Origin of the sequence: Streptomyces sp. NPDC059909, from assembly GCF_042730885.1 — a bacterium.
Taxonomy (GTDB): domain Bacteria; phylum Actinomycetota; class Actinomycetes; order Streptomycetales; family Streptomycetaceae; genus Streptomyces.
This window is the reverse complement of the sequence record NZ_JBHWKX010000001.1, coordinates 224,923-242,341: the sequence shown is the minus strand read 5'-3', so window position 1 is coordinate 242,341 and position 17,419 is coordinate 224,923. Positions and strand designations below refer to the sequence as shown.

Here is a 17,419-nt window from a genome sequence, read left to right as displayed (position 1 = left end):
GTGGACGGAGCCGGGGCGGTGGCTGGAGTGTCTGCGTGGCGGCCGCCGACGCCCGGGCCCGGACCGGACCCTCCTGCATGAGCCTGTCCGGGCACGCCCGGAGCGTCGGGTTCGCGGTCCTGGGTGGTCATCAGCTGCCGGCCTCGTCCGCTTCCGCCGCCCAGCGGTCGGCGAGGGCGGCCGCCTTGCGCGCTGCTTCGGCTACGGCCTGGGCGCTGTCTCCGCCCGCCTTGGCCGCCGCATAGCCGACGAGGAACGTGGTGAGTGGTGCTGCGGGCCGGGCGACGCCGTGCGCGGCGTCGCGGGCCAGGTCGAGGAGGACGCCGGTGTCGACGTCGAGCTCGACGCCGAGTTCGGTCTTGACTGCGGTGATCCATTCATCCAGCACGTTCCCATGCTCCCTGATTCTGGCCCTGGCCGCGGCAATGTCCTCCCAGGTGTCGCAGTCGAAGGCGTCGAGCGGCCCCGCGGCGACCCGGTCGACCTTCAGCTCCTGCATGAGCCGCCGCAGCGGAAGCCCGGCGATTCCGCCGTGCTCGGTGGCGATGAGAGCCAGTGCGCGGCGCAGCGGATCCGTCCGGTACGCGGCGACGAGCGGCTGGTCACGGCCGTCCGCGTCGGTGAGCAGAACGGCCTCCGGCCCTTCGGGGCCCAGCGCGTCGAGCAGCCGCCGCACCGTCGCATCGCCGAGGAACGGCAGATCCGCGGAGAGCACGAGAACGGTGCCGGCCCCGGTCTGCCGCACTCCCGCGTCGAGCGCGGCGAGCGGTCCGCCGCCGGGCGGGCTCTCGCGCGCCCAGCTCACGGGGCGCGCGGTCGCCCGCCGGTCGCCGACGACGACGGTGCGGCCGGCGCCTCTGCACGCCGCGAGCACGCGGTCGAGCAGCGCCCGGCCGCCCACGCTCACTCCGGGTTTGTCCGCCCCGCCGAGCCGCTTGGCGGCACCTCCGGCGAGCACGATCGCGTCGTACTCCGCTTGCGCAGTCACCCCAGCAGTATGGGCCGCGATCACCCGGACGGAACCGTTCGTGACGGCTCTGACACCGCTCGGGACGGCTCGAACCGCTCGAGACGACACTCGAGTGCTCGAGACGGCCCGGACCCGCTCGCCTGCCCGGAATCGCTCCGGGCTACAGCGTGCGCAGCAGCACTGCCGGATTCTCCACGCAGTCGGCCACATACCGGAGGAAGCCGCCCGCCGTGCCGCCGTCGCACACCCGGTGGTCGAAGGTGAGCGAGAGCTGCACGACCTGCCGGACCGCGAGCTCGCCCTCGTGCACCCAGGGCTTCGGCACGATGCGGCCGACCCCGAGCATGGCCGCCTCCGGGTGGTTGATGATCGGGGTGGACCCGTCGACCCCGAACACCCCGTAGTTGTTCAGCGTGAACGTGCCGCCGGTGAGGTCCGCCGGGGTGAGGGCGCCCCGCCGGGCCGTCTCGGTCAGCCGGGCGAACTCCTCGGTGAGCGACTCGGCAGTACGGCTGTGTGCGTCCCGTACGACGGGGACGACCAGACCGCGCTCGGTCTGGGCCGCGAAGCCGAGATGCACCGCGGGCAGACGCACGATCTCCCTGGCGTCCAGGTCCACCGTGGCGTTCAGCTCGGGGTAGCGGGCGAGAGCGGCCGTGCAGATCCGGGCGAACAGGGCGAGGAGCGAGATCTTCGGCCCGCCCGCCGCGTTCATCGCCCGGCGCGCGGCCATCAGCTCGGTCGCGTCCGCGTCGACCCAGCAGGTCGCGTCCGGGATCTCCCGGCGGCTGCGGGACAGCTTCTCCGCGACGGCCCCGCGCACCCCGCGCAGCGGGATCCGCTCAGCTCCTGCGGCAACCGGTGCGGGCGCAGGCGCGGAAGCGGGCGGCGGAGTGGGGGCGGGCTGCTGCGGCGCGGCGGCGCCCGCGAGGGACCGTACCGCCTGCTCCACATCGGCCCGCAGGATCAGCCCCTCGGGCCCGGATCCGTGCAGCTGCCGCAGATCGACCCCGTGCTCCCTGGCCAGCCGTCGCACCAGCGGCGAGATCACCGCCACGGGTCCTGCACGGTCCGGCGCCGCAGGGGCGGGAGCGGCGGCAGGGGCGACAGGAGCTGTCGCGAACTCCTCGTCGGCGAGCACATCGGGCGCCGGGCTCTCGACAGCGCTGTCCCACACGGGCTCCGGGAAGCTGTGCCCGCCCCCCGGCCGGTCTCCCGACGCGGACGCATGGGCAGCCCCGGGCGGCACATGGGCCCCAGCCCGGCCGGCACCCGGAGCACCCCCGCCGCCGGATACCGGGGAGTGTGCAGTGCCGGACAACGCCGTCGGCCGGATCCGGCGCCGCCGGGCCGCCGGGGCGCCGGTGCCGTACCCGACCAGCACATTGCCGGAGGTCTCGTCCTCGGAGGCGGAGGTGCCGGAGGTACCCGATGCGCCGGATCCGGCCGAGGCCGCGGAGTCCCCGGGTGCCGGCTCCGATCCGCCCACCGCGACGGTCAGCAGCGGCGCCCCGACGGGCAGCTCCGTGCCCTCCTCGCCGAAGCGCGCGGTCACCACGCCCGCGTACGGGCACGGCACCTCCACCATCGCCTTGGCCGTCTCGACCTCGACGACCGGCTGGTCGATGGCGACGACATCGCCGACCGAGACCAGCCAGCGCACGATCTCCGCCTCGGTCAGACCTTCACCGAGGTCAGGCAGCTTGAATTCGAGCACCTGGGCCATCAGCTCTGCGCCTCCCACTGCAGCCGGGCGACCGCGTCCAGAATCCGGTCCACACCCGGCAGATGGTGCCGCTCGAGCATCGGCGGCGGGTACGGGATGTCGAAGCCGGCCACGCGCAGCACCGGCGCCTCCAGGCGGTGGAAGCAGCGCTCGGTGACCCGAGCCGCTATCTCCCCGCCGGGACCGCCGAAGCCGTTGGACTCATGGACGACGACCGCGCGCCCGGTGCGCCGCACCGACGCACACACCGTTTCGTCGTCGAACGGCACGAGCGAGCGCAGATCGACGACCTCGAGGTCCCAGCCCTCGGCCTGTGCCGCCTCGGCCGCCTCCATACAGACCGGCACGGACGGGCCGTACGTGATGAGGGTGGCGCTGCGTCCACAGCGCCGTACCACCGCGCGGCCGATCGGTTCCACCGCCGCCGGGGCGTCCGGCGACCAGTCGGCCTTCGACCAGTACAACCGCTTCGGCTCCAGGAAGACCACCGGGTCGTCGGAGGCGATCGCCGCCCGCAGCAGCCCGTAGGCGTCGTCGACGGTCGCGGGCGTGACGACATGGAGCCCCGGAGTCGCCATGTAGTACGCCTCGGAGGAGTCGCTGTGGTGCTCGACGCCGCCGATCCCGCCGCCGTACGGAACGCGCACCGTGATCGGCAGCGGCATGGCGCCCCGCGTGCGGTTGCGCATACGGGCGACATGGCTGATCAGCTGCTCGAACGCCGGGTAGGCGAAGGCGTCGAACTGCATCTCCACGACGGGCCGCAGGCCGTACATCGCCATGCCGACAGCCGTACCGAGGATGCCGGCCTCGGCGAGCGGCGTGTCCGTGCAGCGGTCCTCGCCGAACTCCTTGGCGAGCCCGTCGGTGACCCGGAAGACGCCGCCCAGCGTGCCGACGTCCTCACCCATGACGTGGACGGACGGGTCCTCGGCCATCGCGTCGCGCATCGCGCGCTGGAGGGCCTGGGCCATCGTGGCGGGCTTGGCGGCCCGCCCGGCAGTTGCCGTGCTCATCGTGCGTCACCCTCCGCGCCGTGCGCGCCTTCCCCGTCCTCGGCGTCCAGCTCGGCACGCAACTGCGCGGCCTGCTCCCTCAGTTGGCTGGTCTGCTCGGCGTAGACATGCGCGAACAGGTCCATCGGGTCGAGCACCGGATCGGCGTTCATCCGCTCCCTCAGCTGTGCGGCCATCGTCTCCGCGGCCTCGGCGGCCGCGCGTACGGTGTCCTCGTCGAGCAGACCACGCCCGGTCAGCTCTCGCTCCAGCACCCGGATGGGGTCGTGCTCACGCCAGGCCTCCACCTCGGCGTCGGCCCGGTACCGGGTGGCGTCGTCGGCGTTCGTGTGCGCGTCCATGCGGTACGTGACGGCCTCGACGAGGGTGGGGCCACCGCCGCGCCGCGCCCGCTCGACGGCCTCCGTGAGCACCTCGTGCACCGCCGCCGCGTCGTTTCCGTCGACCAGCCTGCCCGGCATTCCGTAGCCCACCGCCTTGTGGGCGAGCGAGGGCGCGGCGGTCTGCTTGGCGAGCGGGACGGAGATCGCAAAGCCGTTGTTCTGCACGAGGAAGACGACGGGGGCCTTCCACACGGCGGCGAAGTTGAGCGCCTCGTGGAAGTCGCCCTCGCTGGTGCCGCCGTCGCCGACCATGGCGAGTGCGACGACGTCGTCGCCCTTGAGGCGAGCTGCGTGCGCCAGGCCCACTGCGTGCGGGAGCTGGGTGGCGAGGGGGGTGCACAGAGGTGCGATGCGGTGCTCGCGCGGGTCGTACCCGGTGTGCCAGTCGCCGCGCAGCAGCGTGAGCGCCTGGACGGGGTCGAGGCCGCGGGCCACGGCCGCGAGGGTGTCCCGGTAGCTGGGGAAGAGCCAGTCGCGCTCCTCCAGGGCGAGCGCGGCGGCGACCTCGCACGCTTCCTGGCCGGTGCTCGACGGATAGACGGCGAGCCGGCCCTGCTTGGTGAGCGCGGTCGCCTGCGCGTTGTACCTGCGGCCGCGCACCAGCTCGGCGTACAGCCGCAGCAGCAGCTGGGAGTCCGCCCCGGCGGCAGCCTCCGTACCGAGCACGCGGTACGGCTCGGCGTCCGGAAGCAGCGGCGCGGGGTCGGTGCGCGGCTTCCACGCCGGCGGCGGGGTGGGCCGATAAGCGGCACCCGGCCGCTCTTCGACCGTCATGCTGCTCTTCTTCAACGCGAGCACCTCCTCGTGGGAGCGGGCATAAGGACCCATGAGGGCGCGGAGTGTGAGGCGCCTCACCTACCGATTGTTCGGTCGTGGGCGCATTTTGGCTACAGGCACCTTCAGCCTGTGGACAAACGGTTCTCCACAGCTTGGGATAGGAACAGGTCGTCCACGACAGAGAGGCGGGGGGACGTGACAGCTGAACAAATGGCCGATGGCGAGGACCGGACGGTTTACGAAGCCGTGTCCGGAGCCGCCCAGAGCCCGCCGCCCCGCCCCCTGGACGCGATCGACCGGGACATCCTGCGCATCCTGCAGACGGACGGTCGTGCCTCGATACGTTCCGTCGCCGAGCGGGTGCACGTCTCCCGCGCCAATGCGTATGCCCGCATCAACCGGCTCATCGACGACGGCGTGATCCGCGGCTTCAGCGCCCGCGTGAACCACGAGCGCGCCGGGCACGGCGCCTCCGCCTACATCACGCTCAAGATCGTGCAGAACTCCTGGCGGACGGTGCGCGAGCAGCTCCAGGCGCTGCCGGGGGCCGCACACATCGCCCTGGTCAGCGGCGACTTCGACGTGCTGCTGCTGGTCCACACGCCGGACAACCGCACGCTGCGCGAACTCGTCCTGACCAAACTCCAGTCGATCCCCGAGGTGCTCTCCACCCGCACCCTGCTGGTCTTCGAGGAGACCGATCTCGATCCTGATCCTTCGCGCTGAGAGCGCACGCGTGATCGTGCGCAGCCTGCGCCGAGCGTGCGCGGACTCACCAGGGCCCGTGCCAACCGGTGGGCGGGGCCGGCCGGGCGCAGCCCGCTCTACGGGGTCGTGCGCAGCCCGTCGAACGCGAGCCGCACGACCGCGTCGGCGACCTGCTCCCGGTCGTAGCCGGTGCCGGCCTGCGGCCGATACCACTCCACCAGGGAGTTGACCATGCCGAAGAGCAGCCGGGTCGCCAGCCGCATGTCCATGTCGGCCCGGAGATCGCCCTCGGCCGCCGCCGCCTTGAGCAGATCCGCCACCTTGTGGTCGAACTCCCGGCGCCGCTCCAGGGCCCAGCGCTCGGTCCTGGTGTTGCCGCGCACCCGCAGCAGCAGGGTGACGTAGGGCAGCTCGGCCATGAGCACCTCGACGGTGCGCCGGGTCACGTACTCGACTCGCTCTATGGCGCGACCGCGCGTGGCCCCCGGCTCCTCGAGGATCGCGAAGAGCCCGTCGAGCGCCCGGCTCACCGCTCGGCGCAGCAGCTCTTCCTTGCCCGCGACGTGGTGGTATATCGACGATTTGGAGATACCGGCGGCCTTGGAGAGATGCTCCATGGAGGTGCCGTCGTAGCCGCGCTCGTTGAAGACGCGGACGGCGACGGAGAGCAGTGTCTCCGGGGTGTAGGTGTCGCGCTTGGCGGTCGTCATGAGGCCTACTCGCTCTTCATCTGGACGTAGGACTGGCGATAGAGACCCAGGGACGGCGCGTAGCGGCCGGTGGGCACGCGCGCGTGGAGCTCGTCGAGCAGCTCGTGCGCCCAGGCGCGGCCGAGCCTGCGGCCCCATTCGACCGGGCCGACCGGGTAGTTGACGCCGAGCCGCATCGCCGTGTCGATGTCCTCGGCGGAAGCCACGCCCTTGGCCACGGCGTCGGCCGCGAGGTCCACCAGCATGGCGACCGTACGCGCGACGATCATGCCTGGTACGTCGCCGATGACGCTGACGCTCTTGCCGAGAGCCTGGAACAGGCCGATCGACTGCCGGAGCGTCTCCCACTCGGTGATCTCGGAGGCGGACAGGGCGATGCGGGTCGCCGCCCGGTAGTCGAGCGCCAGGTCGAAGTAGACGACGTCCCGGAACTCGACGGACGTCTGGCCGTCGGCGAGCGCCAGCTGCCCGCCGCTCGGCAGCAGGATGCGGGTCCCCCGGTCTTCTTCCTCCTCGTGGACCGTGATGCCGGCCTCGTGGCACAGCGCGAGCAGCTCCCGGGCGGGGCCCAGATCGCCCTCCACGGTGATGTGCGAGGGCGGTTCCGTCACTGGTGCGGTGTGGGGCACGGGGCGCTCGGCGCCGTCCGCGTACGAGAACCAGCCCTGTCCCGACTTGCGGCCCAGGCGTCCGGACTCGACCAGCCGCCGCTGGGCGAGCGACGGCGTGAACTTCGGGTCCCGGAAGAAGGCCTCCCACACGGAGCGGGTGACCGCCTCGTTGACGTCCTGGCCGATCAGGTCGGTGAGCTCGAACGCGCCCATCCGGAAGCCGCCGCACTCGCGCAGCACCGCGTCGATGGTGGCGGGGTCGGCGCCCCGCTCCTCGTAGACGGCGAATGCCTCCGCGTAGAAGGGCCGCGCGATGCGGTTGACGATGAACCCAGGGGTGTCGGTGCAGCGCACCGGGGTCTTTCCCCAGGCCTTGGCTGTCTCGTACGCGCGCGTCGCCGTGTCCTCGTCGGTGGCGAATCCGCTGACGACCTCAACGAGGGGGAGCAGCGGCGCCGGGTTGAAGAAGTGCAGTCCGACGAACCGGCCGGGCAGGCGCAGGGCGCCCGCGATGGCGGTGACGGAGAGGGACGAGGTGTTGGTGGCGAGGATGCAGTCCTCGGCGACGATCTCCTCCAGCGCGCCGAAGATTTCCTGCTTGACGGGCAGCTTCTCGACGACGGCCTCGACGACCAGCGCGCTGTCCGCGAGCTCCTTGAGGTCGGTCGTCGGCTCCAGCCGGAGCTCCGCGGCGCCGCGTGCTTCCTCGTCCAGCCGCCCCTTCTCGACCAGCCGCTCCAGGCGGGAGAGGATCGCGCCCGCGCCCGCCTCCACCTGGCCGGGGACGACGTCGTAGAGGCGCACACGATGGCCGGCGATGAGGGCGACCTGGGCGATGCCCTGGCCCATGGTCCCGGCACCGACGACCGCGACGGTACGGCTCGGCGCGACGGCGCTGGTCCCCTGGGTGGCCTCGATGGCGGTCATGGCTGTGATCCTCCCCTACGAGTTGTCCACAGCTTTCTGCGGACCCCCCTTGTCCCGACCGATCGTTCGGTTACTCTAACTCTGTCCGCGTTTCCCTGCCCAGCTCGACGAGGAGTTGGTCTTCCATGCAGCTGACCGAGACCCACCGGCCCACGCTCGACCAGGCCCTCGAAGCGATCCGCTCCAGGGCGTACTGGTCGCCGCACCCCGAGCACCCCAAGGCGTACGGCGAGACGGGGGCGGCCGACGGCCTCGCGGCTTACCAGTCCCTGCTGGGCGCCCGCTTCGAGCTGGACCAGCCCGGCACCGACGGCTGGACGGGCGGCGAGGTGTCGCCGTACGGCCCGGAGTTGGGCATCGAATATCCCCATCCCGACCTCGACGTACTGCTGCCCGCGATGCGCGCGGGCATGGCGGCGTGGCGCGATGCCGGTCCCGAGACCCGCGCCCTGGTCTGTCTGGAGATCCTGTCCCGCATCAGCGCCCGCACCCATGAGTTCGCACACGCTGTCATGCACACGAGCGGCCAGGCGTTCATGATGGCGTTCCAGGCGGGCGGCCCGCACGCCCAGGACCGCGGCCTGGAGGCGGTGGCGTATGCGTACGAGGAGCAGATGCGCACCCCGGCCGCCGCGGACTGGTCCAAGCCCCAGGGCAAGCGCGACCCCCTGGAGCTGCGGAAGCAGTTCACCGCGGCCCCGCGCGGCATCTCGCTGCTGATCGGGTGCAACACGTTCCCCACGTGGAACGGGTACCCGGGCCTGTTCGCCTCCCTGGCCACCGGCAACCCAGTGCTGGTCAAGCCGCACCCGCGCGCCGTGCTCCCCCTGGCGCTCACGGTGCGGATCGCGCGCGAGGTGCTGAGCGAAGCGGGCTTCGACCCGAACCTGGTCGCGCTGGCCGCCGAGCGCCCGGGCGAGGGCATCGCGAAGACCCTCGCCGTGCGCCCCGAAATCAAGATCATCGACTACACGGGCTCCACGGCCTTCGGCGACTGGCTGGAGAGCAACGCCCGCCAGGCCCAGGTCTACACGGAGAAGGCCGGGGTCAACACGGTCGTCATCGACTCCACCGACGACTACAAGGGGATGCTGTCCAACCTGGCCTTCTCCCTTTCGCTGTACAGCGGCCAGATGTGCACCACCCCGCAGAACCTGCTGATCCCGCGCGACGGCATCACGACGGACGCGGGCCGGAAGTCGTACGACGAGGTGGTCGCCGACATCGGCGCCGCCGTGGCCGGTCTGCTCGGCGACGACGCCCGGGCGAACGCCCTGCTGGGCGCCCTGGTCAACCCCGATGTGAAGGCCCGCCTGGAGGCGGCGGCCGGCCTGGGCGAGGTGGCCCTGGCCTCGCGCGAGGTCGCCAACCCCGAGTTCCCGGACGCCGTGGTGCGCACGCCGGTGATCGTCAAGCTGGACGGGGCCAAGCCCGACGACGAGGCCGCGTATCTGTCGGAGTGCTTCGGGCCGGTGTCGTTCGCGGTCGCGGTCGACTCGACGAAGGACGCGGTGGAGCTGCTGCGCCGGACGGTGCGTGACAAGGGCGCGATGACGGTCGGGGCGTACACGACGTCGACGGAGTCCGAGCGGGCCATCGAGGAGGTCTGCCTGGAGGAGTCGGCCCAGCTGTCGCTCAACCTCACCGGCGGAGTCTACGTGAACCAGACGGCGGCCTTCTCCGACTTCCACGGCTCGGGCGGCAACCCGGCTGCGAACGCCGCGCTGTGCGACGGCGCCTTCGTGTCGAACCGCTTCCGCGTGGTGGAAGTGCGCCGCCAGGCCTGACGAGGACGGCGTTCCGTGGCCTGCGGCCGCGGGCCACGGAACCCGCCTCCCGATGTGCGGCCACCAGCAGCAGGGCCGCCTACGCGGCTCACGTACAGCCGGCGGCCTCAGCCCGCCTGGCCCGGGACCTCCGCGTACCGCTGCACCCACGCATGCATCGCGATCGCCGCGGCCGCGCCCGCGTTGATCGAGCGGGTCGAGCCGAACTGGGCGATCGAGCAGACCATGGCCGCGTGCTTGCGCGCCTCCTCGGTCAGCCCGGGGCCCTCCTGGCCGAAGAGCAGCACGCATCGCCGGGGCAGCTCCGTCCGCTCCAGCGGCACCGCGCCCGGCAGGTTGTCGATGCCGATGATCGGCAGTTCCTGGGCCGCCGCCCACGCGGTCAGCGATTCCGTGTCGGCGTGGTGACGCACATGCTGGTAGCGGTCGGTGACCATCGCTCCACGCCGGTTCCAGCGCCGCCGCCCGACGATGTGGATCTCCTTCGCCAGGAAGGCGTTGGCGGTCCGGACCACGGAGCCGATGTTGAAGTCGTGACCCCAGTTCTCCACGGCCACATGGAAGTCATGGCGCCGGGTGTCCAGGTCGGCGACGATCGCCTCCCGTGTCCAGTACCGGTACCGGTCGACGACATTGCGCCGGTCCCCGTGGGCGAGCAGCTCGGGGTCGTACGGTCCGCCCTCGGGCCAGGGGCGCGGATGGGGACCGACACCGACCTCCAGGCCGTAGCCGTCGTCGTACTGAACCGGTTCCTGGGTCTCGCTGCTCACCCGACGAGAGTACGTGGAGCCTGCTCCTCGGACGCACCGCCCTCCTCGGGGACCCGCTCCCGCCCCCGTCGGAGCACCCTGTCCCGCCCCAGCGCCACGCGGCCTCCGAGCCACACCAGGAACACGGTCGGCAGGAAGACCGCATCCGCTGCGATCATCGCCAGCGAGAAGAACGGCAGGCCGAGCAGGACGGCGATGCCGGCGTGCTCCAGCATCATCGCCACCAGCAGGACGTTCTTGACCTTGCGGTTGAAGAGCGTGAACGGGAAGGCGACCTGCACGATGACCGTGCCGTACGTCAGCAGCATCGCGATCAGGCCGCTGCCGGCCAGGATGTCCGAGAGAGCGGGCCAGGGGGTGAAGTAGTCGAGCTTGAGCGGGTAGTACAGGGCGCTGCCGTCCTGCCAGCGCGAGCCCTGGATCTTGTACCAGCCGGCGGTGGCGTAGATCAGACAGACCTCGGCCATGATCACGGCGAGGGTGGCGTTGTGGATGAGGTTGGCGAGGACGTCGAGCAGTGTGCGCAGCTCGCTGCCCGGTGCGCGGCGGTTCACCGCCCACCACACCCCGTGGAAGACCCACAGCGCCCAGAGCAGGGTGAGGAGCCACCACTCCCCGCCGAGCCGGTCCAGCACCGTCCCCGCGAGCAGGACCGTGCCGAGCACCGACCAGAGCACCGGACCCGCCCAGTCCCGTGCCGCGCCGTCCTGACCGCGTGCGGCGTCGCTCCGGGCGCGCCGGGCGTCCAGAGACCACACCTGCCCGCACCGGGTGAGGACGAGATAGATCGCCATGAGGTGGATGACGTTGTCGCCGCCGTCGCCCATGAAGATCGACCGGTTCTGCAGCGACAGCACGCCGACCATGAAGAGCACCGACATGGTCCGGGTCCGCCAGCCGAGCATCAGCAGTGCCCCGGAGAGCACGGCGACGGCGTACACGACCTCGAACCAGACTGTGCTGTCGGACCACATCAGCGCGGTGAAGGCATGGTTGTTGGCGATCAGCTGCTGGGCCATGTCCCAGCCCCAGGGGCCCTCGGGCCCGTACAGCTCCCGGCGGTTCGGGAACTCACGCAGCAGGAAGAGCAGCCACGTGGCCGAGAAGCCGATGCGGACGATCGCGCTCTGGTACGGGCCGAGGGCGCTCGACGTCACGCGCTGGATGGCCTGGGCCAGCCGGCGGTCCGGGGCCCGGCGCTCGGGGCGCGCGCGGTCTTCGCGGCTCTCAGGGCGTTCGCGGCTCTCGTTGCTTCCGCGGCCTGTGCGGCTCTCGGCGCTCACGGTGTTGTCTCGGTTGTCGCGGTCGGGAGTCTCCGCGTCGAGGGCCTGGGTCACTTGGCCGCCTCCGTGCTTGCCGCGGCGTCGTTCCGCGTGTTCAGGGGAAGATCCGCATCGGTCACCTTCCACCAGGGGAGGACCCGGTAGTACGGCCGGGTGTCCGTCTTCTCCTTGCTCCACACCGGGGCCTTGACGGAGCGGGTGACGGACCGCAGCTGGACGCGCTCGACCTTTCCGGCGAGGTCGTGGTGCTCGAGGCGCATCATCACGATGCGGCGGATGTAGCGCTCGGAGAGCTGGCCGCGCAGGCCGTTGGGCCGGTTGTCGTCGGTGTGCGAGTTGGCGTAGAAGTCCCAGGCACGGCGGAGCTCGTTCTGGTCGGCGTGGCTGGGGAGAAGATTGCCGCGAATCGCCTCGGCGTCCTCGGCCGAGAGGTCGATCCACTCGCTCGTGCTGCGGACACCGTCACCGTCCGTGACCTCCGCCCGGACCTGGACGCCGATGTTCTGCTGCAGCGGGTTGGGGGCGAAGAGCTTCCAGTTCTGCTCGAACTCGGGGTAGATCCATCCGTCGACAGCCTCGCCGTGCTGCTTGGTCACGGTGTTCGAGGGCGCGACATGGAGGAAGACCATGGCCAGGTGGGCGCAGGCGAACACACCGATGATCGCCAGAGCGACCGCGGCCACGACCTGATAGGGGAGCGAGAGGCTCACTATGCCGCCCGGGGCGCCCTCGTCGCCCGGAGGCGCCTCCTCGCGCCTCGCGCCCTCGTTGCCGTACGCGTCCATCCCGCCCCGATCCCATGGTCACTTCGGTCCACCGGTTATCCACAGGGTTGACACCTTACGGGCCTCAGACCCACCATTGAAGTCATTCAACCGAACGATCGGTCGGTAGGGGGCCCGATGACGGCAGTGACTGCAGAGACGACTGCGGCTACGACGCACCAGGCGCGGTTCGACGCTGCCGTGGCCGCCGACGAGCGCATCGAGCCTCGCGACTGGATGCCCGATGAGTACCGCGCCTCGCTGGTCCGCCAAATGGCCCAGCATGCGCATTCGGAAATCATCGGCATGCAGCCGGAGGCGAACTGGATCACGCGCGCGCCCTCCTTGCGCCGCAAAGCGATCCTCATGGCCAAGGTGCAGGACGAGGCAGGCCACGGCCTGTATCTGTACAGCGCGACGGAAACGCTCGGGGCGAGCCGCGACGAGCTCCTCGACAAGCTCCACTCCGGCCGCCAGAAGTACTCGTCGATCTTCAACTATCCGACGCTGACCTGGGCCGACGTCGGCGCGATCGGCTGGCTGGTGGACGGCGCGGCGATCACCAACCAGGTGCCGCTGTGCCGCTGCTCCTACGGGCCGTACGCGCGCGCCATGGTCCGGATCTGCAAGGAGGAGTCCTTCCACCAGCGCCAGGGGTACGAGCTGCTGCTCGCGCTCTCGCAGGGCACGCCCGCCCAGCACGAGATGGCGCAGGACGCGGTGGACCGCTGGTGGTGGCCGTCCCTGATGATGTTCGGCCCCCCGGACGACGCATCGGCGCACTCGGCGCAGTCCATGGCCTGGAAGATCAAGCGCCACTCGAACGACGAGCTGCGCCAGCGCTTCGTGGACATCTGCGTCCCGCAGGCGGAGGCGCTGGGCCTGTCGCTCCCCGACCCGGATCTGCGGTGGAACGAGGAGCGGGGTCACTACGACTTCGGGGCGATCGACTGGGACGAGTTCTGGCAGGTCCTGAAGGGCAACGGTCCGTGCAACGAGCAACGGATCACCCAGCGCCGCCGAGCCCATGAGGAAGGCGCCTGGGTCCGCGAGGCTGCTGCGGCGTACGCCGCGAAGACGGCGTCCAGCACGTCGAACGAGTCGAACCAGTCGAACCAGTCGAACGAAAAGCGCGACGAGGCGCAGGTGGAGGCAACGGCATGAGCAGCTCGACCGACTGGCCACTGTGGGAGGTGTTCGTGCGTTCGCGGCGCGGGCTGTCCCACACCCACGCGGGCAGCCTGCACGCGCCGGACGCCGCAATGGCGCTGCGCAATGCCCGGGATCTCTACACCCGGCGCAATGAGGGCGTCTCGATCTGGGTGGTGCCGTCCATGGCGATCACCGCTTCCTCCCCGGACGAGAAGGACCCGTTCTTCGAGCCGGCAGCCGACAAGCCGTATCGCCACCCGACCTTCTACGACATCCCGGAGGGGGTGAAGCACCTGTGACCGCCGCACTCGCGCTGGGCGACGACGCTCTGGTGCTCTCGCACCGGCTGGGGGAGTGGGCCGGCCACGCACCGGTCCTGGAAGAAGAGGTCGCCCTGGCCAACATCGCCCTCGACCTGCTGGGGCAGGCCCGGACCCTGCTCTCCCTCGTCGGCGACGAGGACGAGCTGGCGTATCTCCGCGAGGAGCGTGCTTTCCGCAATCTCCAGCTGGTCGAGCAGCCGAACGGCGACTTCGCGCACACCATCGCCCGGCAGCTGTACTTCTCCACGTTCCAGCGGTTGCTCTTCGCACAGCTGGCGGCCGGCGACAGCGAATTCGCGGGGCTGGCGGCGAAAGCGGTCAAGGAAGTCGCCTACCACCAGGACCACGCCGAGCAGTGGACCCTGCGACTGGGCGACGGCACGGCCGAGAGCCATGAGCGGATGCAGCGGGCCTGTGACGCGCTGTGGCGGTTCACCGGCGAGATGTTCCAGCCGGTGGAGGGCCTGGACGTGGACTGGGAGTCGCTGCAGGCGGGCTGGCTGGAGTCGGTCACCGCCGTGCTGGAGCGTGCCACGCTGACCGTCCCGGCCACGGCGGACAAGGGCGCCTGGGCGGCGGGGGCCGGGCGGCAGGGACTGCACACCGAGTCGTTCGGGCGGATGCTGGCCGAGATGCAGCATCTGCACCGCAGCCACCCGGGGGCGTCATGGTGACCGACACACTGCTGGAAACCGAGCTGCGCCGACTGGCCGGGTCCGTGCCCGACCCGGAGCTGCCCGTGCTGACGCTGGAGGAGCTCGGTGTGCTCCGCGGGGTGCAGATCCTCGGCCCCGGCCGGGTCGAGGTCGAGCTCACCCCCACCTACACCGGCTGCCCGGCCATCGAGGCGATGACCTCGGACATCGAGCGGGTGCTCCACGACCACGGCGTGGCGGAGGTGTCGGTCGTCAAGGTGCTCTCCCCTGCCTGGTCCACGGACGACATCAGCGCGGAAGGACGCCGCAAGCTCGAGGAGTTCGGGATAGCCCCACCGCGCCCGGGCGCCGTGAGCGGGCCGGTTCCCCTCACGCTCACCGTGCGCTGCCCGCACTGCGGCTCCACCGACACGGAGCTGCTGAGCAGGTTCTCCTCCACGGCGTGCAAGGCACTGCGCCGCTGCGCTGCCTGTCGCGAACCGTTCGACCACTTCAAGGAGTTGTAGATGTTCCATCCGCTCCGGGTCAGCGAGGTCGAGCGGCTCACGGACGACTCGGTGGCCGTCACCCTCGCGGTCCCCGCCGAGCTGCGCGACGCCTTCCGCCACACGCCCGGCCAGCACATCGCCATCCGCCGCACAGGGGCGAACGGCGAGGAAATCCGGCGTACGTACTCGATCTGCGCGCCCGCCGCCCGCGCCGGCGAGGATCCCGTGCTGCGCGTGGGTATCCGGCTGGTCGAGGGCGGCGAGTTCTCGACGTACGCCCTGAAGGAGCTGTCCGTCGGGCACACGGTCGACGTCATGCAGCCGATGGGCCGGTTCGTCCTGGAGCCGCGTGCCGGGCACTTCGCGGGGATCGTCGGGGGCAGCGGTATCACCCCCGTGCTGTCGATCGCGGCGACGCTGCTGGCGCGGGAGCCGGATGCCCGGTTCTGTCTGATCCGCAGCGACCGCACGGCGGCCTCGACGATGTTCCTGGAGGAGGTCGCCGACCTCAAGGACCGCTATCCGGACCGCTTCCAGCTGGTCACCGTGCTCTCCCGGGAGGAGCAGCAGGCCGGTCTGCCGTCCGGGCGGCTGGACCAGGAGCGACTGACGGGTCTGCTGCCCGCGCTGCTTCCGGTGCCGGATGTGGACGGGTGGTTCCTGTGCGGGCCGTTCGGGCTGGTCCAGGGCGCGGAGCGGGCGCTTCGCGGGCTGGGTGTGGACCGGAGCCGTATCCACGAGGAGATCTTCCATGTGGACGAGGCGCCCGCCCCGGCGCCGGTCGCTGCGCCCGCGCACAGCACGCTGAGTGCGACGCTGGACGGCCGCTCGGGCACCTGGCCGGTACAGGAAGGCGAGTCGCTGCTGGAGACGGTGCTGCGGGCCCGTTCCGACGCGCCGTACGCCTGCAAGGGCGGCGTGTGCGGCACCTGCCGTGCGTTCCTGGTCTCGGGCGAGGTGCGGATGGACCGCAACTTCGCGCTGGAGCAGGAGGAGACCGAGGCGGGCTATGTGCTGGCCTGCCAGTCGCATCCGGTGACGTCCGAAGTGGAGCTGGACTTCGACCGCTGACGCTGGGGAGCCGGTGCCGGCACTGCCCACTGCCGGCACCATTCCCTTCCGCTAGAACCTGTTCTATCTTGACGACCCGTCAGATCTGTCAGGTCGGTCGGATCCTCGGGTCCGGCGGACACGGACAGGGCCGGTGCGCGGAAGGACAGGGCAGTGGACTTCACCTTCACCGAGGAGCAGCAGGCGGCCGTCGAAGCAGCAAGGGCGGTCTTCTCGGGCGTCGCGCCCGACGGGGTGCCGAGCCCCGCGCTCAGTCCGGGCGCGGTCGCCGAGGAGTTCGACCGGCCACTGTGGGCGAGGCTCGCGGACGCCGACCTGCTGAGCCTCGTGGTTTCCCCGGAGCACGGCGGGGCGGGCCTGGACCCCATCGCTCTCTGCCTCGTACTGCGGGAATCGGCGAAGGTGCTGGCCCGTGTGCCGCTGCTGGAAACCAGCGCGGTCGCGATGGCCGTTCAGCGCTTCGGCAGCGAAACACTCGGGGCCGACATCCTGCCCCGGGTCGGCCGCGGCGAACTGGTGCTGACCGTCGGGGCCAACGGCCGCACCGGCCATGACACCGCCGAGCTCGCCGTCACCGCCCGCAAGGACGGCGAGCTGTGGGTTCTCGACGGGGTGCAGACGGGCGTGCCCTGGGCTCAGTGCGCCGATCTGATCGCCGTGCCCGCGCACACCGACGAGGGGCGGGCGGTCCTCGCTCTCGTGCCCCGCGGCCTTGAGGGCCTGACGTTGGCCGAGCAGATCTCCACCAGCGGCGAACTCTTCGCCGAGGCCCGGCTGGATTCCGTAAGGATCGAGGGTGGCGCGGTCATCGACGCCAAGGGGGCCTGGGAGTGGCTGCGCGGGCTGCTGGCCACCGGGACCTGTGCGCTGGCTCTCGGCCTCGGCGAGCGGGTGCTGTCGATGACGAGTGAGTACACCAGCAAGCGCGAGCAGTTCGGCTTCCCGGTCGCGACCTTCCAGGCCGTGGCGGTGCAGGCGGCCGACCGCTACATCGATCTGCGCGCGATGGAGGCGACCCTGTGGCAGGCCGCCTGGCGGATCTCCACCGGTGCGGGCGGGGCTCTGCCGCCCGCCGGGGACATCGCGGTGGCGAAGATCTGGGCGTCCGACGGCGTGCGCCGCATCGTCCAGACCGCACAGCACCTGCACGGCGGCTTCGGCGCCGACACCGACTACCCGCTGCACCGCTACCACGCCTGGGCCAAGCAGCTCGAGCTCTCGCTCGGCCCGGCGGCGGCCCATGAGGAGGCTCTGGGCGACCTGCTCGCCGCCCACCCCCTGGGGTCCTAGAAGCGGC

17 protein-coding genes are annotated in these 17,419 nt (G+C 71.3%); 8 read left to right on the top strand and 9 right to left on the bottom strand.

The window, feature by feature from the left end:
• Positions 1-130: 130 nt before the first annotated feature.
• The 4 genes from ACFV9O_RS01180 to pdhA form a co-directional block, all read right to left on the bottom strand.
• On the bottom strand, positions 131-988 hold the full coding sequence (locus tag ACFV9O_RS01180) for an NTP transferase domain-containing protein (RefSeq protein WP_385410830.1): 858 nt from the start codon (positions 986-988) through the stop codon (positions 131-133).
• Between the two features lie 142 nt (positions 989-1,130).
• On the bottom strand, positions 1,131-2,696 hold the full coding sequence (locus ACFV9O_RS01175; RefSeq protein ID WP_385410828.1) for a dihydrolipoamide acetyltransferase family protein: 1,566 nt from the start codon (positions 2,694-2,696) through the stop codon (positions 1,131-1,133).
• The gene (locus ACFV9O_RS01170) at positions 2,696-3,712 is read right to left on the bottom strand and encodes an alpha-ketoacid dehydrogenase subunit beta (protein ID WP_385410826.1); all 1,017 of its coding nucleotides are present in this window, start codon (positions 3,710-3,712) and stop codon (positions 2,696-2,698) included. The genes ACFV9O_RS01175 and ACFV9O_RS01170 overlap by 1 nt, the downstream gene beginning before the upstream one ends.
• Positions 3,709-4,869, bottom strand: coding sequence for a pyruvate dehydrogenase (acetyl-transferring) E1 component subunit alpha (pdhA, locus tag ACFV9O_RS01165; protein ID WP_385411112.1), 1,161 nt, complete (start codon positions 4,867-4,869; stop codon positions 3,709-3,711). The genes ACFV9O_RS01170 and pdhA overlap by 4 nt, the downstream gene beginning before the upstream one ends.
• Positions 4,870-5,082: 213 nt before the next feature.
• Between pdhA and ACFV9O_RS01160 the strand changes: the two genes are divergently transcribed.
• Positions 5,083-5,598 (top strand): Lrp/AsnC family transcriptional regulator, encoded by a 516-nt coding sequence (locus ACFV9O_RS01160; RefSeq protein WP_385411110.1) that lies wholly within the window; start codon positions 5,083-5,085, stop codon positions 5,596-5,598.
• Between the two features lie 98 nt (positions 5,599-5,696).
• Here the strand turns inward: ACFV9O_RS01160 and ACFV9O_RS01155 are convergent, their stop codons facing one another.
• Positions 5,697-6,290 carry a TetR/AcrR family transcriptional regulator gene (locus tag ACFV9O_RS01155; RefSeq protein ID WP_385410824.1) on the bottom strand — a complete coding sequence of 198 codons (594 nt, stop codon included), beginning with the start codon at positions 6,288-6,290 and terminating at the stop codon, positions 5,697-5,699.
• Positions 6,291-6,295: 5 nt separating this feature from the next.
• Positions 6,296-7,828 carry a 3-hydroxyacyl-CoA dehydrogenase gene (locus tag ACFV9O_RS01150; RefSeq protein WP_385410822.1) on the bottom strand — a complete coding sequence of 511 codons (1,533 nt, stop codon included), beginning with the start codon at positions 7,826-7,828 and terminating at the stop codon, positions 6,296-6,298.
• Positions 7,829-7,953: 125 nt separating this feature from the next.
• On the opposite strand from ACFV9O_RS01150, the gene paaN reads away from it, so the two are divergent.
• A complete protein-coding gene (paaN, locus tag ACFV9O_RS01145) occupies positions 7,954-9,615 on the top strand; it encodes a phenylacetic acid degradation protein PaaN (protein ID WP_385410820.1) in 1,662 nt (553 codons plus the stop codon).
• A gap of 107 nt (positions 9,616-9,722) precedes the next feature.
• Here paaN and ACFV9O_RS01140 read toward each other — a convergent pair whose 3' ends face one another.
• From ACFV9O_RS01140 to ACFV9O_RS01130, 3 genes are all read right to left on the bottom strand, one after another.
• A complete protein-coding gene (locus ACFV9O_RS01140) occupies positions 9,723-10,385 on the bottom strand; it encodes a TrmH family RNA methyltransferase (protein ID WP_385410818.1) in 663 nt (220 codons plus the stop codon).
• On the bottom strand, positions 10,382-11,563 hold the full coding sequence (locus ACFV9O_RS01135) for an HTTM domain-containing protein (protein WP_385411109.1): 1,182 nt from the start codon (positions 11,561-11,563) through the stop codon (positions 10,382-10,384). Before ACFV9O_RS01135 ends, ACFV9O_RS01140 begins: the two co-directional genes overlap by 4 nt.
• A gap of 155 nt (positions 11,564-11,718) precedes the next feature.
• Positions 11,719-12,453 carry a DUF5819 family protein gene (locus ACFV9O_RS01130; RefSeq protein ID WP_385410817.1) on the bottom strand — a complete coding sequence of 245 codons (735 nt, stop codon included), beginning with the start codon at positions 12,451-12,453 and terminating at the stop codon, positions 11,719-11,721.
• A gap of 117 nt (positions 12,454-12,570) precedes the next feature.
• Here ACFV9O_RS01130 and paaA point away from each other — a divergent pair, with 117 nt between their 5' ends.
• From paaA to ACFV9O_RS01100, 6 genes are all read left to right on the top strand, one after another.
• A complete protein-coding gene (paaA, locus tag ACFV9O_RS01125; protein WP_385410815.1) occupies positions 12,571-13,596 on the top strand; it encodes a 1,2-phenylacetyl-CoA epoxidase subunit PaaA in 1,026 nt (341 codons plus the stop codon).
• A complete protein-coding gene (gene paaB / locus ACFV9O_RS01120) occupies positions 13,593-13,883 on the top strand; it encodes a 1,2-phenylacetyl-CoA epoxidase subunit PaaB (RefSeq protein ID WP_385410813.1) in 291 nt (96 codons plus the stop codon). The genes paaA and paaB overlap by 4 nt, the downstream gene beginning before the upstream one ends.
• Positions 13,880-14,581, top strand: coding sequence for a 1,2-phenylacetyl-CoA epoxidase subunit PaaC (paaC, locus tag ACFV9O_RS01115; protein WP_385410811.1), 702 nt, complete (start codon positions 13,880-13,882; stop codon positions 14,579-14,581). The genes paaB and paaC overlap by 4 nt, the downstream gene beginning before the upstream one ends.
• Positions 14,575-15,069: a 1,2-phenylacetyl-CoA epoxidase subunit PaaD gene (gene paaD, locus ACFV9O_RS01110; RefSeq protein ID WP_385410810.1), complete on the top strand. Its 495-nt coding sequence runs from the start codon at positions 14,575-14,577 to the stop codon at positions 15,067-15,069. The genes paaC and paaD overlap by 7 nt, the downstream gene beginning before the upstream one ends.
• The gene (locus tag ACFV9O_RS01105; RefSeq protein ID WP_385410808.1) at positions 15,070-16,122 is read left to right on the top strand and encodes a 2Fe-2S iron-sulfur cluster-binding protein; all 1,053 of its coding nucleotides are present in this window, start codon (positions 15,070-15,072) and stop codon (positions 16,120-16,122) included. It abuts the gene before it with no gap.
• 153 nt (positions 16,123-16,275) lie between these two features.
• Positions 16,276-17,412, top strand: a complete 1,137-nt coding sequence (locus ACFV9O_RS01100; RefSeq protein ID WP_385410806.1) for an acyl-CoA dehydrogenase family protein — start codon at positions 16,276-16,278, stop codon at positions 17,410-17,412.
• The last annotated feature ends 7 nt before the right edge of the window (positions 17,413-17,419 follow it).